25 protein-coding genes are annotated in these 20,304 nt (G+C 72.1%); 14 read left to right on the top strand and 11 right to left on the bottom strand.

The genetic code is table 11. The annotated features are described in order from the left end of the window. Nucleotides 1-46 precede the first annotated feature (46 nt). The gene (locus ACTVZO_RS11120) at nt 47-637 is read left to right on the top strand and encodes a hypothetical protein (protein WP_443298221.1); all 591 of its coding nucleotides are present in this window, start codon (nt 47-49) and stop codon (nt 635-637) included. 28 nt (nt 638-665) lie between these two features. Continuing rightward, nucleotides 666-1,082 (top strand): RapZ C-terminal domain-containing protein, encoded by a 417-nt coding sequence (locus ACTVZO_RS11115; protein ID WP_443298220.1) that lies wholly within the window; start codon nt 666-668, stop codon nt 1,080-1,082. Between the two features lie 130 nt (nt 1,083-1,212). On the opposite strand, the gene ACTVZO_RS11110 is transcribed toward ACTVZO_RS11115, so the two are convergent. The 4 genes from ACTVZO_RS11110 to ACTVZO_RS11095 all read right to left on the bottom strand — a co-directional run bounded on the left by ACTVZO_RS11110 (nt 1,213) and on the right by ACTVZO_RS11095 (nt 3,680). Continuing rightward, a complete protein-coding gene (locus tag ACTVZO_RS11110; protein ID WP_443298219.1) occupies nt 1,213-2,130 on the bottom strand; it encodes a hypothetical protein in 918 nt (305 codons plus the stop codon). Beyond that, nucleotides 2,120-2,779 (bottom strand): hypothetical protein, encoded by a 660-nt coding sequence (locus ACTVZO_RS11105; protein WP_443298218.1) that lies wholly within the window; start codon nt 2,777-2,779, stop codon nt 2,120-2,122. Before ACTVZO_RS11105 ends, ACTVZO_RS11110 begins: the two co-directional genes overlap by 11 nt. A 187-nt stretch (nt 2,780-2,966) precedes the next feature. Continuing rightward, complete coding sequence (locus ACTVZO_RS11100; RefSeq protein ID WP_443298217.1) at nt 2,967-3,335, bottom strand: hypothetical protein; 369 nt, start codon at nt 3,333-3,335, stop codon at nt 2,967-2,969. 174 nt (nt 3,336-3,509) lie between these two features. After that, on the bottom strand, nt 3,510-3,680 hold the full coding sequence (locus ACTVZO_RS11095) for a hypothetical protein (protein ID WP_443298216.1): 171 nt from the start codon (nt 3,678-3,680) through the stop codon (nt 3,510-3,512). 170 nt (nt 3,681-3,850) lie between these two features. Between ACTVZO_RS11095 and ACTVZO_RS11090 the strand changes: the two genes are divergently transcribed. Then, nucleotides 3,851-5,698 carry a hypothetical protein gene (locus tag ACTVZO_RS11090; protein WP_443298215.1) on the top strand — a complete coding sequence of 616 codons (1,848 nt, stop codon included), beginning with the start codon at nt 3,851-3,853 and terminating at the stop codon, nt 5,696-5,698. A 36-nt stretch (nt 5,699-5,734) separates the two neighbouring features. Further along, entirely contained in the window at nt 5,735-5,863 is a 129-nt protein-coding gene (locus ACTVZO_RS11085) for a hypothetical protein (protein ID WP_443298214.1), read from the top strand. A 365-nt stretch (nt 5,864-6,228) separates the two neighbouring features. On the opposite strand, the gene ACTVZO_RS11080 is transcribed toward ACTVZO_RS11085, so the two are convergent. Both ACTVZO_RS11080 and ACTVZO_RS11075 read right to left on the bottom strand, forming a co-directional pair. Next, nucleotides 6,229-7,011: a ParB N-terminal domain-containing protein gene (locus ACTVZO_RS11080; RefSeq protein ID WP_443298213.1), complete on the bottom strand. Its 783-nt coding sequence runs from the start codon at nt 7,009-7,011 to the stop codon at nt 6,229-6,231. Continuing rightward, nucleotides 7,008-7,229, bottom strand: a complete 222-nt coding sequence (locus tag ACTVZO_RS11075) for a hypothetical protein (protein WP_443298212.1) — start codon at nt 7,227-7,229, stop codon at nt 7,008-7,010. Before ACTVZO_RS11075 ends, ACTVZO_RS11080 begins: the two co-directional genes overlap by 4 nt. A 271-nt stretch (nt 7,230-7,500) precedes the next feature. On the opposite strand from ACTVZO_RS11075, the gene ACTVZO_RS11070 reads away from it, so the two are divergent. From ACTVZO_RS11070 to ACTVZO_RS11060, 3 genes are all read left to right on the top strand, one after another. After that, complete coding sequence (locus tag ACTVZO_RS11070; protein WP_443298211.1) at nt 7,501-7,707, top strand: hypothetical protein; 207 nt, start codon at nt 7,501-7,503, stop codon at nt 7,705-7,707. Between the two features lie 84 nt (nt 7,708-7,791). Next, entirely contained in the window at nt 7,792-8,154 is a 363-nt protein-coding gene (locus ACTVZO_RS11065) for a helix-turn-helix domain-containing protein (RefSeq protein WP_443298210.1), read from the top strand. A 135-nt stretch (nt 8,155-8,289) separates the two neighbouring features. Continuing rightward, complete coding sequence (locus tag ACTVZO_RS11060) at nt 8,290-8,679, top strand: hypothetical protein (protein ID WP_443298209.1); 390 nt, start codon at nt 8,290-8,292, stop codon at nt 8,677-8,679. Between the two features lie 199 nt (nt 8,680-8,878). Here the strand turns inward: ACTVZO_RS11060 and ACTVZO_RS11055 are convergent, their stop codons facing one another. After that, complete coding sequence (locus ACTVZO_RS11055) at nt 8,879-9,907, bottom strand: restriction endonuclease (protein WP_443298208.1); 1,029 nt, start codon at nt 9,905-9,907, stop codon at nt 8,879-8,881. Between the two features lie 329 nt (nt 9,908-10,236). On the opposite strand from ACTVZO_RS11055, the gene ACTVZO_RS11050 reads away from it, so the two are divergent. The 5 genes from ACTVZO_RS11050 (at nt 10,237) to ACTVZO_RS11030 (ending at nt 13,105) form a co-directional block, all read left to right on the top strand. Beyond that, a complete protein-coding gene (locus ACTVZO_RS11050; RefSeq protein WP_443298207.1) occupies nt 10,237-11,322 on the top strand; it encodes a tyrosine-type recombinase/integrase in 1,086 nt (361 codons plus the stop codon). A 20-nt stretch (nt 11,323-11,342) separates the two neighbouring features. Continuing rightward, on the top strand, nt 11,343-11,981 hold the full coding sequence (locus tag ACTVZO_RS11045; RefSeq protein ID WP_443298206.1) for an endonuclease domain-containing protein: 639 nt from the start codon (nt 11,343-11,345) through the stop codon (nt 11,979-11,981). Next, a complete protein-coding gene (locus ACTVZO_RS11040; protein WP_443298205.1) occupies nt 11,978-12,415 on the top strand; it encodes a hypothetical protein in 438 nt (145 codons plus the stop codon). The genes ACTVZO_RS11045 and ACTVZO_RS11040 overlap by 4 nt, the downstream gene beginning before the upstream one ends. Nucleotides 12,416-12,603: 188 nt before the next feature. Further along, nucleotides 12,604-12,825 (top strand): hypothetical protein, encoded by a 222-nt coding sequence (locus ACTVZO_RS11035; protein ID WP_443298204.1) that lies wholly within the window; start codon nt 12,604-12,606, stop codon nt 12,823-12,825. Nucleotides 12,826-12,943: 118 nt separating this feature from the next. Next, the gene (locus tag ACTVZO_RS11030; protein WP_443298203.1) at nt 12,944-13,105 is read left to right on the top strand and encodes a hypothetical protein; all 162 of its coding nucleotides are present in this window, start codon (nt 12,944-12,946) and stop codon (nt 13,103-13,105) included. Nucleotides 13,106-13,199: 94 nt separating this feature from the next. Here the strand turns inward: ACTVZO_RS11030 and ACTVZO_RS11025 are convergent, their stop codons facing one another. Beyond that, the gene (locus tag ACTVZO_RS11025; protein ID WP_443298202.1) at nt 13,200-13,853 is read right to left on the bottom strand and encodes an MBL fold metallo-hydrolase; all 654 of its coding nucleotides are present in this window, start codon (nt 13,851-13,853) and stop codon (nt 13,200-13,202) included. Nucleotides 13,854-13,862: 9 nt separating this feature from the next. Next, entirely contained in the window at nt 13,863-14,555 is a 693-nt protein-coding gene (locus ACTVZO_RS11020; RefSeq protein WP_443298201.1) for a maleylpyruvate isomerase family mycothiol-dependent enzyme, read from the bottom strand. A gap of 187 nt (nt 14,556-14,742) precedes the next feature. Between ACTVZO_RS11020 and uvrA the strand changes: the two genes are divergently transcribed. Beyond that, complete coding sequence (gene uvrA, locus ACTVZO_RS11015; RefSeq protein WP_443298200.1) at nt 14,743-17,739, top strand: excinuclease ABC subunit UvrA; 2,997 nt, start codon at nt 14,743-14,745, stop codon at nt 17,737-17,739. Between the two features lie 137 nt (nt 17,740-17,876). On the opposite strand, the gene ACTVZO_RS11010 is transcribed toward uvrA, so the two are convergent. Then, a complete protein-coding gene (locus tag ACTVZO_RS11010) occupies nt 17,877-18,788 on the bottom strand; it encodes a carbohydrate kinase family protein (protein ID WP_443298199.1) in 912 nt (303 codons plus the stop codon). A 75-nt stretch (nt 18,789-18,863) separates the two neighbouring features. On the opposite strand from ACTVZO_RS11010, the gene ACTVZO_RS11005 reads away from it, so the two are divergent. Continuing rightward, nucleotides 18,864-19,295, top strand: coding sequence for a Rieske (2Fe-2S) protein (locus ACTVZO_RS11005; RefSeq protein ID WP_443298198.1), 432 nt, complete (start codon nt 18,864-18,866; stop codon nt 19,293-19,295). Between the two features lie 18 nt (nt 19,296-19,313). Here ACTVZO_RS11005 and ACTVZO_RS11000 read toward each other — a convergent pair whose 3' ends face one another. Continuing rightward, complete coding sequence (locus ACTVZO_RS11000; RefSeq protein WP_443298197.1) at nt 19,314-20,255, bottom strand: hypothetical protein; 942 nt, start codon at nt 20,253-20,255, stop codon at nt 19,314-19,316. Nucleotides 20,256-20,304 lie beyond the last annotated feature (49 nt).

Genomic DNA, 20,304 nt, shown 5'->3' with positions numbered 1-20,304 from the left:
CCGCCGCCCCCCGCCACTGACCCGCCCCCGAAGGAGCAGCACCAGCATGGACCACTACCCCGCCCGGCACGCCGAACCCGCCCCGGCCTACACCGTCCAGGTCCCCGCCGCCGCGCCCCTCGTCCACCAGACCCGCCTGTACGCCGCCGAGCCCACGGTGCTGTTCCCCGCGCCGGCCGCCGAACGGCGCGCCCTGGTCCAGCTCGACGACGGGTCGTGGGTCGCCGCCTACGTACCGGCAGCGCCTCCGGTCATCGTGCCCGCGGCCCCCGAGGGCGCCCCCGCCCGCCGGGGCCTGACCCCGTTCGAGCGAACCGCGATCACCCTCGTCGGGAGCATCTGCGCCCTGACCCTCTGCACCGGGGGAGCCCTCGCCATGGCTGGACCCGCCGCCCTCGCCGCCGCCGCCGAACTCGCGATCGGCGCGGCCGCGCTCCTGGGGACCGCGGCCCTCGGGTGGGTCGTCCTCCGGTTCACCGGCGCTCTGTCCCGTGCCTCCGGGGAGCAGGCCGCGGCCGCGCCGGCCCCCGCGCCCGTCACGGTCAACGTCACCGGGACCGGCGGGCAGGGCGGCCGGTGGGGATCCCGCGGCGGCGCGGGCGTCCACATCGACCGGATCAACATCAGCCAGCGCTGACCGCCTCGACCACAACCAGGAGCAGCAGATGACCGCCCAGACCCCCGCCTCCGCGCTCACGATCACCTCGTTCGGGTACGGCCACCAGCCGGGCGAGATCGCCCCGGCCGCGCACCTGACCCTCGACCTCCGGCAGCACTTCCGGGATCCGCACGTGGACCCCGCGATGCGGGAGCTGACCGGCCGGGACCAGGAGGTGATTACGGCGGTGCTCAGTACCCCGGGGATCCCGGCCCTGATCGCCGCTGCCGTCGCGGCCGCCCGGGCGTTCTGCAGCGGCCCGTCCGCCGGCCCGCTGCACATCGCGGCGGGGTGCGTCGGAGGCCGGCACCGCTCGTACGTCGTGGCTTCCGCCCTCGGGACCCTGCTCGCCGACCTCGACCCCGCCGTGGTCCACCTCCACGTCGACCGGCCCGTGATCCGCCGACCCGCGCCCCAGGGCTGACCCACCAGCACGACCAGGCCCCGGCCGCCCCTCACTTCGGTGAGCAGGGCGGCCGGGGCCTTTTTGCGTTCCGGGCCCGCGCCGAAGGTGGTTCAACCGAACCACCTGGACGGACGTTCGGGCGCGCCGGTCAGCCTGCGGCGGCGGTGATCTCCTCCACCAGGGGGGCGACGTCCTCACCCGCGGTCAGTGCGGTGAGCAGCCGCCCGACGAGCGTGTCCGCCTCGTACAGCACCGCGAACGCCATCCCGGACGGCAGCCCCGGGCCGGGGAACACGCGGGTGTCGAGGTCGCTCAGGACCTCCTCGTGCCTGCGGACCGTGTGGCCGCCGTGCGGGTCCCGCTCGCGCGTCGCCATCTCCCGGAGCAGGGTCGGTATCAGCGCGTGGCGGGCCACGTCGGCGGACAGGGCGAGGAACCCGCCTTCGGTCACCACCCGCGCCACCAGCTTGTGCGCGGCGTCGTCGTTCTCCAGACGCCTGGTCTGGAGGATGCGCCCGCATCGCTGCTGGAGCACAGCGCAGGCGGCCGCGATGAACGGGGCGCCCGGCTCCCCGGCGAGGGCCCGCCGGCCGGTGGCGATGAGGTCGGCGAGGAGTTCCGGGGTCGTCAGGTCCTGGCATGCCTGCTCGATCGCGCTGTGGGTGCTCGTCGTCTTCGGGGTCTTGGTCTTGGTCTTGGCGGTCGGCATCGGGGGGTCCTCTCGGGTCGGCTCAGTCGGGGATGGGTCAGGGGAAGTCGGGGAGTCGGAGGTGAGGCAGCAGCCGCAGGTGCGCAGCAGCACCAGGGCCCCGCCGGCCTCGGTCTGAGTCAGCCCGGCGCGGGCCGGGTGCTCGCACATCAGGCACCAGTACGTCAGCAGGAGGTCCCGGGCCGCCTCGTCACCGCAGTCGGGGCACCACACCCCGGCGCTCGGGTAGAGCCCGGAGACGAACGAGGCGTCGAGGTGCCCGCAGGTGCCGACCGTGAACGCCTCCACGGCGGCGGCCTCGGCCCGGGCCCGGATCCGCGCGCCGAGCCGTACCGCCGTGATCCGCTCACCGCCCACGGGCCCGCGTCCGAGACCGGCGCGCAGCCTGGTGCGCAGCAGCCCGGGCGATCACCTGGGCGGCCGTCATCTCCGGTGTCAGCCACACCTCCGCGCCCCGCGCGAACACCTCCGCCTGCGCCTCGTCACGGCACCGGACGACGTCCGCCCACGCCTTCGGCCCGCCGGCCGCGCGCACCCGGGCGATCTCGTCCGCGACGTGCGCCAGCTCGTGCCTGACGGTCCGAACCGGGACCGGACCGGTCGCCGCGGTGTCGACGGTGACGACCGCCCACAGGTCCCCGTCGGGGGACCGGCGGAGCACCATCTCCCCGAGGTCGCCGCCGCACGATCCCGGGCGGACGTGCAGGGACCGCAAGCCGCCCGCGGCCGCCAGGCCGAGGGCGAGGGACGCCCACGTGTCGCCGCCGAACCCGGGTTCCACCAGCGCCCAGCACCAGCGCCCCGCCGGGTCCACGGCCCACGTCGCCCCGGGCGGAGCCTCCGGGGGCCGCTCCGCCGCTGCCGCGGTGTCCCGGACCCGGCGGACCGCAGCGAGGTTCAGCGGGGCCGGCGGCCGCCAACTGGGGTCGAGGGAGGCGAGCAGCCGGGCGTGCACGGCATTGCCAGGGTTCCGGCGGGCGTAGGCGCGGGCGGCAGCGAGGTCCATCGGGGGTCGTCCTCTCGGGCGGGGGCCGGCACCGCGCCGGGCCCGTGGTCCTGGTCGTGCTCGTCGTCCTGGTGGTGCTCGTCCTCGACGTCATCCGGCGGCCGGACCCCGAACGGGCCGACCGCGCCCGGGTACACCACGCCGAGGAGCACGGCACCGCCCTTGAACCGGTACGGGGCAGGGATCATCACGCCGCCTCGGGCGTGCTCAGCAGGTACTCGTCCAGCGTCACGCCGAGGACGGCCAGGCCCGCCCCGACGTACGTCGTCCCGGTCTGCTCCATCAGCCGCACCAGACGGGCCATCAGCACGAACCGGTCCTGTACGGCCTGCGCGTCCACCAGGACCCCGGCCAGGGCCGCCCGCGCCTCTTCCAACGTCAGGTGCTCCAGGAACACGCCCTGGTAGTAGGGCGGTCCGCCGGCCGCACGACGCTGCACCGACAGCACCCGCGCCCGTTTCACCACCCGGTCCCCGAACGCCGTGGGGACCACCTGCCGTACCCGGTCCCACCGCCGGAACCGGCGCAGGTGCCCGTCCAGCGCATCGGCCGTCAACGCGTCCGCCGCCCACAACCGGCCGTCGGCGGCCGCGTCGGTCAGGAGGGCGGTGCACCCGCTCTTTGATCTCCGGGGCGGGGCGCTGCTGGTGCCTCTCGTCGTACCCGGCCTCGGTCATCAGCGCGTCCACCTCGGCCCGGGCCCCGTCCGGCATCTGCCGGTATTCCCGCGTCACCGCGCACCACCGCCCACGACGCGCAGGCCACGCGGTCTCAGCCGCTGCAACTCCGCCACCCACGCCGTCAGGCTCTCGACGGCGTGCGTCAGCCCCTCGATAAGGCCCTGCTCGCCCTCGCAGACTTCCGCGACGAGGGCCGCGTCCAGGAGAGGCAGGCCGGTCATCGTGGGCTTTGGAGGAGATACGGCCGAAGGGCGCCCCCGCGGGGGCGCCCTTCGGCCGTATCTCCTCCAAAGCCCTTTCGGAGCACCACGAGTCGCGCCCATCCTGCTCTGGAGGGCAGGTCGCGCGACCCCAGGGCCCTCCCCCCGACACACAACATTGGAAGGAATCCATGCGCTCCCGATCACTTTTACGTTTCCGGTCTGCCCGGTCCGTCTGCTGGGCGCTGTCCGCGACGGTGATAGCCACTGCGGCAGCGCTCGGCACCGGGGTTGCGACCCCGGCCCCGAGTGTCGCCGCCACCACCGATGATGTGGTCAGCAGCCACTGGATCGGACTGGGCTACAACCAGAACCCCCAGCCGCCGAGCGGCACGAGCTGGAGCGCCGCCGACTGGAATCGGATGGTGTCCCGCACCGATTACATGAAACCGGGCGTGGTCCGGGTCATGTTCAACCTGCCCTGGTTCTGGAGCGGCACTGACGCGGGCGGCACCTACGACTTCACCAGCGCCGCCTATCTGAACGCCGAGAAGGTGATCAAGCACTATGTGGACAAGGGCGTACCGGTTGTCAGCGGGCTGTTCGGCATCGGCGACCTGACCTACACCTCCCCGAACACGGCCGCCGTCCAGACGACGCTGGTCAAGCGTCTGCAGGCCGCCGGGGCCGCGCCGGCCTATTGGGTCGGTGTCAACGAGCCCAACGTCGCCAACGATTCGAAGACCCATACGTACGCCGACTGGCAGACAGCGACGATCACCCTCGCGTCCGCCTTCGCAGCCGCCGGGGTGGACACCACCAGAACGGTCATCTCCGGCGCCGACAGCGCCGAGGCCGGTATCAGCTCCTACGGCGGTGACCTCGGCCGCCAGACCGCACCCGAGTGCATTTCCGGGTGCAACGCAGCCCTGGTCTGGAAGCTCGCGGCGCTCAACACGTTCACCGCGCAGATCTACGCGGACAGCCCCACCGACACGGCGATCACCTTCCAGACCTCGTCGGACGGCACAGCCTGGAAGGACCTGGCATTCGCGCCGCCAACGCCGGTCGCCCTGGTCACCGGCAAGAACGGAGGCGGAATGTGGAGCTACACGTACACCGCTTCCGGCATCACCGGCAGCAAGTACCTCCGCCTGTCCGTAGCCTCCTCGACCCTCGAGCACTCGATCGGGTCGATGCACATCGCCAACAACAACACGACCCTCGAGGACCCGCTCGACGATCTGACGCAGACACAGGCCGCCATGAACACCGGCACGTGGAAGGGCAACAACTCCTGGTGGCTGCGCTCTGCACAGAGCGGCCTGCTGGGAGCGAGCGAGGCCCACTTCTACGGCCAGGAGCTGTACGGCGCAGACCCGGCGTACGTCGAGCCCGTGATGAAGGAGGCGGTGTCCCAGATCCGGCTGGCGGCGCTGGGCGGTCCGGTGTTGCTGGGGGAGACAGGGATGAAGGCCCTTCAGTACCCGGACGGAAACAAGGACTACCGCTTCGCCCTTGACACGACCCAGCCGTTGCGCATGGCGGATCTGGCGGTGCAGGAAGCCCGCAGCGGCGTGGACGGAGCGGCGGCCTGGTGCCTCGACGGCTATGCCTCGACCACGTTCTGCGGGATGTGGGGGCGGGGTAACGACGACCCTGACAAGGTGTCGGCCCACTCCACGGCGCTACGGCCGTGGTTCTACACCTGGAGTCTGCTGACCCGGTACCTGCCGGCCGGGTCCACCATCCATGCGCCGGCCGAGCCGACGGGCGTGCGCGTGCTGGCTGCACAACTTCCGGGCGGAGGCTGGACGTTCGTCCTCGTCAACCGCACGTCCGTCGCACAGGCGGTGAGGCTGACCGAGCCCACCGGGTCGATCACCCTCAACAAGTACCTCTACACCGTCGGTGCCACCCCGAGCACCGACGCCAACGGCTTCCCCACAAAGGTCGGCACGCTGACGAAGGACTTCACCAACGGACACACGCTGACGGTGGGTGCCAGCTCCGTCCTGATGTTCACCACCGCGTCGTGAGCGAGCCCCCGACGACCGGGGGCTGAACGCCTGAGGGTGTCGGCTGCTGTAGCGGCCGCCGACACCCGGGCGGATCCGCCGCCCATCCGATGGGCCCACGAATCGGGCATGATCAACGCCAGGCTCGGCGATCTCGCCTCGGCCGAGGAGCACCTGCAGGCGTGATGTGGGCCCCCCGGGTGGGCGCCCGTTGTGGTGCCGGCCACTGCGGTGGGCGCCAGTCGTCCAATGGTCGAGGGGAAGCGGGGGGTGACGGTGAGTGTTGCGGATCCGCGGCCGGGTCGCGGGCTGATCTGTTCACCAGGGGACGTCGACGCGCAGCCGGTGGGGCGTCGTGCGGCTGCGGGCACCGACCGCCCGGTCTGGGCGGCATACGAGGGCAGCCGGTACGCGCCGTGCGATAAGAGCCGGTCAACAACCACCCCCACCACCTCCCCCAATCACATGACCGGCAGCACCACTACCCGGCTCATGAGCCCACGATCGTCGCGGATCGTCACCCCCGTAGTACTCACAGCCTGCACCTGAAATCAACGTAGCGTAATCAAGTGGCCTGTCTCGCGCGTATCTCCTCCGGCCCCCATCGTCTGGTGCGTCAGCCTCGCCACGGACTTCCGGAGCTGGTTCCGGTGGAGCTCCGGATCCCCGTCGAGGTACGCGGCCAGGGCCTCCCGCAACCGCTGGTGCTGCCGGTCCACCGGGATGCCGGGCCGCTGAACCTGCGTCAGCGCCTCCTGCGCCACCGTCCGTACGACGTCCGGCACCGGCACCTCTTGGCCCCGGCGCCGGATCACGCCTCGCTCGGCACAGGTCCGGATCTGGTCGACCTTGTCCAGCGTCGACCCCGAGAACCCGGTACCCACCGCGGCGACCTTCGCCGTACGGGCGTCAGGCCGGCCCGCCGGGGGCGGGTCCGTAGACCGGACACCCTCGCCCAAGTTGGGCGAGGGTCCCAACGGCTTGCCTCGTCGCATCCGGCCCTCTGCGGCGGGTACCAGCAGCGCCGCCCGCCGTTCCCGGGCCTGCGCCGCCTCGTACGGCGTGAGCGGCTTCCGGCACGTGTTCTCGTCCTCCTCGTCGCGCAGTACCTCGGCGGCCGTCGCGAGGGTGACCACGGTCACGGGCACGGTCTCCCACCCCAGGCCGGTCACGGCGGCGAGGCGCCGGCCGCCCGCGACGAGGTCGCCGTCCTGCGTGACGACGACGGGATGCAGCAGCCCGACAGCCGTGATGGACGCCTGGAGTCCGGCGAGGTCCCCGAGGTCCTCGCGGTCCCGCTTCCCGACCCGGATGTCTGACAGGGGAAGCCTCACCGCTGCGCCTCCTGGGCCTCGTCGGCGGTCGCCGCGATGAGCCTCTCGACCTGATCGAGCGCGGTCAGCAGAACGGCTTTCAGCTGTGTAGCGGTCAGCGCCCGGCGGGCGGCGGGGAGGGCCGGGTGATCGGGGTCATTGGAGACTAGGCCGGCGACGCGGCCGCGGGCGGCGGCACGCTCGGGCAGGGCGTAGCCGCGGGTCAGGGATGTGGGCACACGGGGCTCCGGGAGTCGTCACGGGGCCCGGCCTAACACCAGCGGCACTGAGGATCCTAGTCCCGCCTCGGAGCGGCGAGGCCGGGCCGCGCACGGGCACGTCCGCGACGTCGAGGACGACGCCCCCGAGGCATTCCCCCACCAGCGACGGCCGGCCTATTCCCCAGGGCCGGGCCGATACCCGGCGGTACCGTGATGATCAGGGCCGCCGCGCGGCCCTGTGGCGCCCGCTGGTTCTGGGCCGGGGCCCGGCACTCCCACGGAGGCCGCCGTGCCCGCATACCGCCCCTACTGCCGCGAGTGCGGCGCCCGCCGAACGTCCCGCGTCCACGCCCTCGGGCTGTGCGTCGACTGCGCGACCGCCCCGACCGGCCCGCCGGCCTCCGACCCCGGCCGCCGCGCCACCGAACTCCGCGACCTCCTCGCCTCCGCCCGACGCCCCAACGACAGCACCCCACCGGACCGCGCCACGTCCTGACCGCACGTCATGCCACACTGGCGCCGCCGTCCGCCGCCCGCTGGTGTTAGGCCGGGGCCTCCTGCAACACCTCCAGGACCCCCGATGCCCGAGACGCCCGCACCGCTGCTGTCCGCCCTCGACCTGGGCGACATCCTCGACCCCCCCGAGCCCACCCCGCCCGACGTCCTACACCAGGCACAGGCACGCCTCGTCGCTCTCCTTGTCGCCCGGGGCCGCAGCTATCGGTCCCTCGCCCGCTTCATGGGCGTCCCCGTCGGAACCGCCTACCAGTGGGCACAGCAGGGAGCCGCCCTCTGGCGGGCAATCGGAGACGCCCCCGACGACGCGGCCGACGCCCTCGCCGACCTCCCGCCGATGCCGCCCGCACACCAGCCCACCCAGCCCACGCCGGCCGTAGCGCCCGGCCGGAGACGGCGCGGGGCTGCGGAAACGCTACGGAACTAGGACAACAAACGCAGACTCGGGCCGCTGTAGCGCTACGCCTCCGCCCCGGTCGCCGCCCCCTCCGCGCACTACACCGGCCGCCTACCGGCGAACACCCCGGAATGCGGCCCGGTCCGCCCCTGAAAGGACTCCCCGATGCCCACGCACGTGCTCAGCACCCGACTCACGCCCGGCGACTACGACCGGTTGCGGGTCCTGGCCGAACGGCGCGGCTGCTCCCTCGCCGCGGCCGCCGGCCACCTCCTGGCCGCCGCCCTGGACGACACCGGCACATACCAGCCGCCGCAGGACGGCGTCCTCGTCGCCGCGGTGCGCACCGTCCTGGAGGACGTCACCGCCCCCGAGGCGGTCATGCACCGGGAGCTGGCCGTGCACCTGGCCCGGGCGATCGAGCGGCGGGAGCCCGGGCACCTCTCCGCGATCAGCGTGCTCCGCAAGGCCGTGGAGAGCGCCCAGGGATCACAGCGCATCCACGACAACCCGGGCGGCGACCCGTTCAGCGCGCTCTTCGCCGGGCTCCTGTAGAGGAACCGGCGTTCGCCGCGCGCCGGTCCTCGTGCGGGGATGTGGCGAGGGCAGCGCCTGAACTCGTCCGGAGGATGGGGTGCCGGTAAGAACGCTTTCACCAGCCGCAAACGAGGGGCGTCACGTCCGGCGACGCGTGGCGAGATCGCGTTCGGCGACGTGCCGGGTGACCGCGTCGACTCTGGGTCGGACGAGCACACTACTGCGGGGTGGGCGTCGATCCGGCCAGCCAGACCCCGGTTCCTGGCGTGCGCATCTGCGTCAGCCAAGTGATCAGGGTGTCCCGGTTGGCCTCCTCAACTGGATAGCCTCGGCTCTCAACCGTGTGGCGCGCGCCGGGAGACCAGGACGAAGTAGTGGCGACCATTCCCTGACGTGCGCCCTCGAAGTCAACGTCCGCAGCGAGCGCCTTCACCACCACACGGTCCACCTTGTTCCGTGTCCGCTTGCACTGCACCAGCATGACCGCTGGCGCGTCGCTTCCGGCATCCGGGTTCCACGCCCGAACATCGACACCTTCGTCCGCACGGCCCGGACCGATCTCCACCCGAAGCCCTTCGCGACGCAGCCGTTCGGCTACGAGGCCTTCGAACTGGCGCCAGTGCATCTCCTCTAGGGCGGTGCTGTTCGCGTCCAGATAGTCGATGAAACGCTGGTCGAAGAAGAGCCCCATGGGCAATGGGAGATGCTCGGAGGTGAACAGATCGCGTAGTGCGGCGCGTGATGGGTACTCCTTGCGCCGGACTTTTGACCACGGGTTTGCGACCATGTGCTGGTCCATGATCAGCATCAGCCGTGAGGCGATCACCACTCCACGCGGTCCCCATTGCTCCTCAACCTCATCAAGCAGGGGCCCTGGATCAATGAGGTTTGACCCGACCGGAGGCTTCAACTGCGGCAGCCTCTTGAGCGTGTAGTCGAGCGGCCCGAAGTCTTCCGCGAGCTCGGGAAACTCCCGCATAAGTCGGCGCACCACCAAGGGTTCCTCAAGCACTGAGGCAGCATCAGCGTCGCCGAACGCAGCCAGCATCCGATGAGCCAGCTCTTCGAGCAGCTCCGACCGGTACCGGTAGGAGGCATCCATCTCTAGCGGCCACAGCTCCGCAAGCCCGTGAGACGCGACTGCGGTCGCCAGATCCTCCTCGGACACGACCAGCCCCAACTTGTACCCGATCAGCTCCGCTATCGAGTCGACGACGCCGCGACCGCTGAACCAGATGCTTCCCACGCGCCCACCCCTGCCCACGTGTATGAGATGTCAAAGAATGCTACTGCCGCGCGGTCTGGTCGGCCGGGCAGCCTGTGGGGTCAGCCCGACCGCATCTGGCGACGTGTCCTGCTCGGCGACTGAAAGACAGCGGCGGGATCCCGACGCCGGACTCCGCCGCACGTTGCCGGACGTGACACCCCCTCGTTTGCGGCTGGTGGCAGCTTTCTTACCGGCACCCCAGGATGTGCGCGGGAACCGCCCTTCCAACCCTATGGCCCGAGATAAGCTCTCCTTATCCCGGGTGATAGACGGGGCCTAACGGACACTCATCTCACAGGGGGTCAACCATGCCCGAACCCTCCCTCGTACCGGCCGCCGCCGGCCCTCCGCCCGAACTCGTCGCCCAGTGGGCCGCCCGGCACGGCGTCGAGGTCGCGGAGCGCATGCTCCAGGCCGAAGGGTTCGCCGACGCCGTCCGCCAGCAGACGACACCGGAGAACACCACCAAGACCTACGCCAAGGCCCTCACCGTCTGGCTTCGGTTCTGCGAGGAGCAGCGCCTGCCCGACTGCGAGCCGACCCGCGGCACCCTCGTGACGTACGCGGCGTGGCTGCTGCACTCCGGCCGCAAGACGCCCGCCCGCGACGGAACTCGCGGCTACGCCCCGGCCTCCGCGGAGACCCACCTCGCTGCGACGATCGCCATGCTCCGCCGGGAGCACGCGTGCGCCATCCCCAAGGACGACGCGGCGGAGGCGTTCGCCGCGTTGAAGGGGCTTATGACCGACCTGGTGAAGGCGAGGGAGCGGCGCGGCCGTGGTCAGGCGCCGGCCGCCGAGGCCGCCGAACTGCGTACCGCCGCCCTCGCCACGGAGGACAGCCTCACCGGAGTCCGGGACCGCGCGCTACTCCTGGTCGGGTTCGCCGTCGCCTCCCGCGCGAGCGAACTCGCCTCGCTCGTCCAGGCCGACGTCACCGTGCAGTCCCGCGGGCTCAAGGTGAACATCCTGACCGGCAAGACGGTGCACTCCGTACGCGGGGCCGCCATCCCGTACGCGAAGGACCCTGAGGTCTGCCCGGTCCTCGCGTGGATGGCCTGGCGCGAGCGGCTGACCGCCGAGACCGGCGACCGCTTCACATCTCCCACCGACCCGGCGTTCCACGCCATCGACCGCTGGGGGAACGTCGGCGGCGCCATGGCCCCGGCCGCGGTCACCGACGCCATCGGCCGTATCGGCAAGCGCGCCGGCGTCCCGCTCCGCTGGACCGGCCACTCCCTCCGCGCCGGTCTCGCCACCGAGGCCCGACGCAACGGCGCCGACGCCATCACCATCGCCGCACAAGGAGGCTGGGCTCCCCACAGCCGCGCCATGCACGGTTACATGCGCCGCGCCGACGAATGGACCGACAACGCCACGGCGGGCCTCCTGTGACTGCCCCGGAGCGCTCTCGCATGGCGCACTTTCAGGCCGCCGCCGAGGCGATGACCGCGGAGGTCAACGCGTGGCTCGACACTTGCGCGGACGCCCGGCCGGGCCCTACCCAGGTGCAGCAGGCGAATGACCTCGGAGTTCCGGCCTGCCACGTGTGGGAGACGCCGTGCGGTGCGCTCCCAACCCACGAGAACATCAGGCCCCTGGAGCTGATCGAGCGGTGGCAGCGTGACGCCTGCGCGGTGTGCTCGATGCCTGCTGCCGTCCTCGACCACTGCCACAGCACCGGACTCGTGCGAGGGCTTCTGTGCCGGGGCTGCAACGTCAGCGAAGGCCGTTCCTACGGCTCCCCGCTCTTTGTGGCCTACCGGCTGAGGCCGCCCGCTGTCCTCCTCGGGACAACCGAGCTCTATTCGTCGTCGTGGACCGGAACGGCGTCCCCGAAGGCCGGCGTGTCTGTCCCGGACTCCCCGGCGGCTGCCGCCCGGGCTCTGCACCGTGAGGCAGTGATCGCGCTGACCACGACTGAAGACCCTGAAGGCAGTGAGATCAGGGCCCGACTTGCCGCCATGTCCATGGACGTCATCGGGCCCGCGATCGCCCGCTGGACGAAGAAGGAAACCGCCAACGCGCCGACTACCCCCGGGAGCAGCACGTGATCGGCTCCCGCACCGCCGCCGAGCACGCGGGCCGGTGGAAGGCCGAGCGGGGCCAGGCTCCGCACTACTCGACCGGACACGCCCAGTGGTGGACGTGCCTCGCCTGCCCGCTGGACGGCTGCGAGTGGCACCACGATGACCGACACGACGCCCCGGCGGACCCGACAGCGCTGGAGACCCTCGTGCACGAGCACGTCGCCGGGTACGACCTGGCCGAGGTCCTCGCATCCCTCACCGCCGCCCGGGACGCCACGGCCGCCGTGAACGCGTCGAACGACCGGGCGTGGGACGTCGTCCGCCTCCGCCGCCAGGAGGCCGCCGCGCGGGGCGAGGACCCGTACGGGGACCCGCTGTCCCGGATGGTGTCCGCCGCCCTCGTCGGCAGTGAGGAGCACCAGGCGGTGCGCGCCGCCCTGAACGCCTCCCACGGCTGACCCGCCCACGCGTCTTCAGTTTCTAAACAGCCCGCCACGCCCCCGTTCCCAGCCACTGGAACGGGGGCGCAGTCATGGGCGGAGCTCAGGACGCCACACGACGGCGATTCGCGTGTACCGGCCGCGGGCCGCTGCCCCGACGGGTTGGCGCAGGTGCGGAGGGTCGGGAGCGGTCCGAGGCTGGAGGCATGGACTCCACCGCGAAGCTGATCGTGTACCCGCCCGATGAGAACGGATGGCGCCGGGTCCGCTACGACGGCGTGGCCATCGGGGTAGCGCACCGGCCCTCTGACATCAGGGTCTTTCTCGCCGCGGCCGGCCTGGAGGACGCCGAGGAGGTCGACCTCACTGACCCGGCATTCGTGGAGTGGCGGGGCGCCGGCCCCGAGGGCTGGGAGCCCTCCCCGTAGCGGCCGCCGAGGAGCACGGCCCCGCTACCTCACCCCGCGGGTTGTCCTGGCTGATACCGGCCCCCACCCGCCCCGGGACCGGGCAGTCTGGCGGCCGGGAGCGACAGGGGAGGATCACGTGCACTTCGCGTTCGTGTGCTGGTGCTGCGGTGCCGACTGCACCGTGTGGGGCAAGCCGCGCGGCTTCTGGACGGAGCTGTTCGAGGTGCCTGACGAATGGGACTGCTGGAACTGCGGGGCGACCAACGAGACCCCCGAGCCGCCATGGACCCCGGCGTGATCACCCCGTCAGGCACGCAGCGCCCTGAGGGGCCGGTACAGAGACGGCCGCCCTCCGCTTCGACGTCGAGCGGGGGCGGCCGTGGTGGCTAGGGTTACCAGCCTCGTGCGCGCCACTCCGCGAGGTGGGGGCGCTCGGCGCCAAGGGTGGTGTCGTTGCCGTGGCCCGGGTAGACCCAGGTCTCATCCGGGAGGACGTCGAAGAGCTTGGCCTCCAGGCCGTCCATGAGGCTGTTGAACTCGTCGGGCTGTGTTGTCCGGCCGGGACCGCCCGGGAAGAGGCAGTCGCCGGTGAAGACGTGCGGGTGCCCGTGCGGGTCGTCGTAGATCAGGGCGATCGAGCCGGGCGTGTGACCGACCAGGTGGCGAGCGGTCAGCTCGACCCGCCCGACGCGCACGGTGTCCCCGTCCGCCACCGGCACGTCGGTGGCCACGGGGATGCCCTCGGCGTCGTAGGCGCCGGCGTACGTGGTCGCACCCGTCGCCTCGACCACTGCCTGGAGCGCGCCCCAGTGATCGCCGTGCTGGTGGGTGGTGACGACGGACTTGATGCCGTCGCCGCCGATCAGGCTCAGCAGGGCGTCCGCGTCGGCGGCCGCGTCGATCAGCAGCTGCTCGTCCGTGGCCCGGCAGCGCAGCAGGTACGCGTTGTTGTTCATCGGGCCCACCGCGACCTTGGAAATCATCAGGTCCGCGAGTTCGTGCACGTCGGCCGGACCGCCGACCTTGACCTCTCCGGTGTACGTCATGTCCTGATCCTAGAGCGGCGGGAGCACGGGCAGGCCGTCACCGGCCACGACGGAGAGGCGGGCGCCCCGCGGGCCGCGTCCGGCCAGCCAGCCGAGCAGCTCGTCCTCGGGCCCCTCGAGGACCACGGGGGTGCCCTCCGTGCCGCCCGTGTGCCAGACGGATCCGGCCGCGGTCCGCAGCGTGACCGGCGGGACCTCCGGACGTCCGGACCAGCGGTCGGCGAGGAAGGCGATCTCGCGGGCGGTGAACTCCTCCGGGAGGTCGGAGAGCCCGTAGCCGATGTTCAGGTCGACGTGGTGCAGCGCGACCTCGACGAGGCGGCGGAAGGGCACGTTGGCGGCGAGGTCGGTGACGCCGTTGCGCAGCTCGACGGTGCGGGCCCAGTCCTGGTCGTGCTCGGTGGTGGCGAGGAAGCGGGCCCCGGAATCACGGAGGTCCGCCAGGTGTTCTTCCAAGGGCCGGCCGGCGTCGCGTTCGATGTCCGCGTCGCGCGCTTCGGCGCTCGCGTACATCGGGCGCCCCTCGAAGACGTTGACGAGGGCGTCCGCGTTCCGCGCGAGGTGGGCCAGGATGTGGCCGCGGCTCCAGCCGGGGAGATGTGACTCCTCGGCGAGCGAGGCGTTGTCCAGCTTCGTGACCGCGGTCAGCAGTCGGTCCGTCGCTTCACGTACAGATCGCAGGTCGTGCACATGATCAGTCATGAGGCCGAGCCTAGTGCTCCCGGGCTCCCGGCCACACGATCGGGTGAAGCGGTCTGCGGAGTGCCGTAAATCGAATGTGCGTGCTATACGCTCGGAAGTCAGACTCCAACTCCACCGCAGTGGCGCCCCCCATACCCTGGGACGGGGGCCCGTGCCCCCCGCTCTCTCAAGAAAGGTGCGGACCGGCGTGACCGACCGTCTCATCGTTCGTGGCGCTCGCGAGCACAACCTCAAGAACGTCTCGCTCGACCTGCCCCGCGATTCACTCATCGTCTTCACCGGACTCTCCGGGTCGGGCAAGTCCTCCCTGGCCTTCGACACGATCTTCGCCGAGGGCCAGCGCCGCTACGTCGAGTCGCTCTCGTCGTACGCCCGCCAGTTCCTCGGGCAGATGGACAAGCCCGACGTCGACTTCATCGAGGGGCTCTCGCCGGCCGTCTCGATCGACCAGAAGTCGACCTCGCGCAACCCGCGCTCGACCGTGGGCACCATCACCGAGGTCTACGACTACCTCCGCCTGCTCTTCGCCCGCATCGGCAAGCCGCACTGCCCCGAGTGCCGGCGCCCCATCTCGCGCCAGTCGCCGCAGGCGATCGTCGACAAGGTCCTCGCGCTCCCCGAGGGCAGCCGCTTCCAGGTGCTCTCGCCGCTGGTGCGCGAGCGCAAGGGCGAGTTCGTCGACCTCTTCGCCGACCTGCAGACCAAGGGCTACAGCCGGGCGCGGGTGGACGGGGAGACGATCCAGCTCTCCGAACCGCCCACGCTGAAGAAGCAGGAGAAGCACACCATCGAGGTGGTCATCGACCGCCTCACCGTCAAGGACAGCGCCAAGCGCCGTCTCACCGACTCGGTGGAGACCGCCCTCGGCCTCTCCGGCGGCATGGTGATCCTCGACTTCGTCGACCTCGCCGAGGACGACCCCGAGCGTGAGCGGATGTACTCCGAGCACCTCTACTGCCCGTACGACGACCTCTCCTTCGAGGAGCTCGAACCGCGCTCCTTCTCCTTCAACTCGCCCTTCGGCGCCTGCCCCGAGTGCACGGGCATCGGCACGCGCATGGAGGTGGACCCGGAGCTGATCGTTCCGGACGAGGAGAAGTCGCTGGACGAGGGCGCGGTCTCCCCGTGGTCGCTCGGTCACACCAAGGACTACTTCCAGCGGCTGATCGGCGCCCTGGCCGGGGAGCTGGGCTTCCGTACGGACATCCCGTGGGCCGGGCTGCCGCAGCGCGCGAAGAAGGCCCTGCTGTACGGGCACAAGACGCAGATCGAGGTCCGCTACCGCAACCGTTACGGGCGGGAGCGGGCGTACACCACGGCCTTCGAGGGCGCGGTGCCGTTCGTCAAGCGCCGGCACGCGGAGTCCGAGAGCGACGCCAGCCGCGAGCGCTTCGAGGGCTACATGCGCGAGGTGCCGTGCCCGACCTGTGAGGGCACCCGGCTCAAGCCGATCGTGCTCGCCGTGACGGTGATGGAGAAGTCCATCGCCGAGGTCGCGGCCATGTCGATCAGCGAGTGCGCGGACTTCCTCGGCCGGATGCGGCTCGACGCCCGCGACAAGAAGATCGCCGAGCGGGTCCTCAAGGAGGTCAACGAACGCCTCCGCTTCCTCGTGGACGTCGGCCTGGACTACCTCTCGCTGAACCGCGCCGCCGGCACCCTCTCGGGCGGCGAGGCCCAGCGCATCCGGCTCGCCACGCAGATCGGCTCCGGCCTGGTCGGCGTGCTCTACGTGCTGGACGAGCCCTCCATCGGCCTGCACCAGCGGGACAACCACCGGCTGATCGAGACGCTGGTGCGGCTGCGGGACATGGGCAACACGCTCATCGTCGTCGAGCACGACGAGGACACCATCAAGGTGGCCGACTGGGTCGTGGACATCGGCCCCGGCGCGGGTGAGCACGGCGGCAAGGTGGTCCACAGCGGTTCGCTGAAGGAACTGCTGAACAACCCCGAGTCGATGACCGGCCAGTACCTCTCGGGCAAGCGCTCCATCGCCATCCCGGACGTACGCCGGCCCGTGAACGGCGAGCGCAAGCTGACCGTCCACGGTGCCAAGGAGAACAACCTCCAGGACATCGACGTCGCCTTCCCGCTGGGCGTGCTCACGGCCGTGACCGGTGTGTCGGGCTCCGGAAAGTCGACGCTGGTCAACGACATCCTCTACACGCACCTGGCCCGCGAGCTGAACGGCGCCCGCTCGGTGCCGGGACGGCACACCCGGGTGGACGGCGACGACCTCGTCGACAAGGTCGTGCACGTCGACCAGTCGCCGATCGGCCGGACGCCGAGGTCGAACCCGGCCACGTACACCGGTGTCTTCGACCACGTGCGCAAGCTCTTCGCGGAGACCATGGAGGCGAAGGTGCGCGGCTACCTGCCGGGCCGCTTCTCCTTCAACGTGAAGGGCGGCCGGTGCGAGAACTGCTCCGGCGACGGCACGATCAAGATCGAGATGAACTTCCTGCCGGACGTGTACGTCCCGTGCGAGGTCTGCCACGGCGACCGGTACAACCGGGAGACCCTGGAGGTCCACTACAAGGGCAAGTCCATCGCCGAAGTGCTCAACATGCCGATCGAGGAGGCGCTGGACTTCTTCGAGGCGGTGCCGACGATCTCGAGGCACCTGCGGACGCTGAACGAGGTGGGGCTGGGGTACGTCCGGCTCGGCCAGTCGGCGCCGACGCTCTCGGGCGGTGAGGCGCAGCGCGTGAAGCTGGCGTCGGAGCTGCAGAAGCGGTCGACCGGCCGGACGGTGTACGTACTGGACGAGCCGACGACGGGTCTGCACTTCGAGGACATCTCGAAGCTGATCAAGGTGCTGTCGGGGCTGGTGGACAAGGGGAACTCGGTGATCGTCATCGAGCACAACCTGGACGTCATCAAGACCGCCGACTGGGTCATCGACATGGGCCCGGAGGGTGGCTACGGCGGCGGCCTGGTGGTGGCCGAGGGCACGCCGGAGCAGGTCGCGTCCGTGGGGGCGAGCCACACGGGCAAGTTCCTGCGGGACATCCTGGGCGCGGACCGGGTCTCCGACGGGGCGGTGCCGGAGCGGGCCGCGGCCGGGAAGAAGCCTGCGGCGAAGAAGGCCGCTGCGAAGAAGACCGTCGCGAAGAAGACCGTTGCGAAGAAGGCCGCCGCCCCGGCCAAGAAGGCGCCGGCGCGGGCGCGGAAGGCGTAGCGCGGGCAGCGCGGGCTGGGAGGGGCGTGGGGGGCTCGGCCGGTGCCGGGCCCCTTCGCCGTGTCGGCGGCCGGCGCGCGGGGTGTGCGGCGCCGCTGCGGGGGCTCTGCCCCGGACCCACCGGCGTCAGAGGCGCGCTATGGGCCGAGTTCGGATGCGTACGGTGGCTCCGCGCCGGGGCGGGTGCAGGTCAGGGCCGCCGCGTGGGCCGCGTAGGACAGGACGTCCGGCCAGTCCACGGTCGGCCAGTCCACGTCCGGCCGGTCCCCCGCGCCGTCGGCCGCGGCCGAAAGACGGTGCAGCAGGGCGGCGTTGACGGTGTCGCCCGCCCCGATCGTGTCCGCCACGGCGACCGCGCGGGCCGCCACCGTGTGCTCCTCGCCGTCCCGGGTCCACACGGTCAGCCCCGCCGCGCCCCGGGTCAGCACCACCGCCGACGGCCCCGCCGCGAGCCAGTCGGAGACCCGGCCGCCCAGCCACGCCGCGTCCTCCTCCGACAGCTTCAGGACGGAGGCACAGGGCAGCAGCCGCGTCAGGAACCGGGCGCGGTAGGCCACCGGGTCCGCGATCAGCGCCGGCCGGATGTTGGGGTCCAGCAGGGTCAGCAGCCCGCGCCGCGACTCCCGGCGCAGCAGGGCCTCGTACGCGCTCGCCCCCGGCTCCAGGACCAGCGAGCAGGTCCCGAGCGCGAGGGCCCGTACGGAATCGGGGAGGGCGGGCGGCAGGGTGAACAGGCGGTCCGCGGTGCCCTCGACGTAGAAGCCGTACGAGGCCGAGCCGTCCGGGGCCAGCGAGGGCACGGCGAGGGTCGTCGGCTCGGGCCCGCGCTGCACCAGCGACAGGTCGACCCCGGCCGCCCGGAGCCCGGCCAGCAGGCTCTCGCCGAAGCCGTCCGCCGAGACCCGCGAGCAGAAGGCCACCTCGGCGCCGAGGCGCCCGAGCGCGAGCGCGGTGTTGTACGGTCCGCCGCCCGGCCGCGGCAGCAGGGCGCCCGGCGGCCGCGCTGCGGGGACCAGGTCGATGAGGGCTTCTCCGCCGACGACGATCACGCGGGGGAAGCTACCCCATCGGACGGCGGTATCGTCGGGTGCACCGTGCCCGGCCCGTCCCACCAGGAGAGTTCCATGCCCGCGTCGCCGTCTCCCGCCCGCCGTACCGTCCTGCGGGGCGCCGCCGCGCTCGCGGGAGCAGCCGGCGCCGGAGCGGCCCTCACGGCCTGCTCGACCGAGACGAACAGCGGCGGGAACACCCCCGCGACGCCCACCGCCCCGGTGGAGCTGGGGGCGGCGGCCGAGGTTCCGGTGGGCGGGGCGAAGCTGTACCGGGAGCGGAAGCTGATCGTCAGCTGCCCGGCGGAGGGCGAGTACAAGGCGTTCAGCGCGCAGTGCACGCACGCCGGCTGCGTACTGGACAAGATCGTCGAGGGTGAGGGCAACTGCCCCTGCCACGGCAGCCGCTTCGACGTGGCCACCGGCAAGGTGCTCAAGGGCCCGGCCACCGACCCGCTGCCCGCCGTCCCCGTCAAGGCGGAGAACGGCAGGCTCGTCGCGGGCTGACCCGCGACGGGGCCCGCCTCAGTCCCAGTCCCAGGCGATCCCGAGGATCCCGCGCCGCACCGACTGCTCGACCAGGTGCACCGCCCGGTGCCGGCCGCTCGGCGTGAGGTCGGCGAGGCCGGTGCGCGGGGCCTGCGGCCCGGTACGGGCGAAGCGGCGGCAGCGCACCGGCAGGGCCGCCTCGTCGAAGCGGACCTGGAGCATGTACTGGCCGCCCGCGTAGCTGAACCCGCGCACGTACTCCCCGCTGCGCGCCCCCGTACCGTCCTCGATGCCGTAGCCGAAGACGTACGTGTCCCCGCGCCGCAGCCGGGCGTCGAAGAGCAGCTCCGCGACCACCACCCCGGCCTCCCGGTGGCTGCGGACCCGCCCGGTGCGGCAGTTCTCGTACGCGGTGACCTCCATCCGGGACGTGTCGCAGCCCGGATCGCCGTGGTGGATGGCGAGGTAGCGGTCGACGCCGTCGCGGTGGGCGCGCACGATCTGCTGCGATTCGCGCGTGCGCATCTCGCCCTCCGCCCCGATCCGGACCCGCTCGTGGTGGCCCACCGAGTGCAGCCCGCCGTCGGGCGGCAGCTCCATCGAGGCCAGCAGCTGTTCCACCGCCGCGCCCACGCTCACCAGGGCCCGGTAGGGGCGGGCGGCCGGGCGGGCGGGCCCGCGACCCGGTTCGGGGGCGGCCAGCAGCCGGACGAGGGCGCCGTCCGGCAGCTCCAGGATCTGCTCCAGGGCGGTGACCGCCCGCAGGGACTCGGCGTGCCGGGGCCGCCGCGCGCCCTGCTGCCAGTAGCTGAGGCTGGTGACGCCGACCTTGATGCCGCGCGCCGCGAGCCGGTGCTGCACCCGGTGCAGGGGCAGTCCACGGGCGGCGAGGGCGGCGCGCAGGGCGAGGTGGAAGGGGCCGCCGCGCAGCAGCCGCCCGAGCTCCGCCGTGCCCGCCGCGTCGCCGGTCGGCAGCATGGCGACTCCTCTGTGAACGTTCACTCGAGCCGGCCCGGGGGATCGCGCC

The sequence above is a fragment of the Streptomyces sp. IBSNAI002 genome, from assembly GCF_052244475.1.
Taxonomy (GTDB): domain Bacteria; phylum Actinomycetota; class Actinomycetes; order Streptomycetales; family Streptomycetaceae; genus Streptomyces.
The sequence above is the reverse complement of the archived record's forward strand: the minus strand, read 5'-3'. Positions and strand labels throughout refer to the sequence as shown.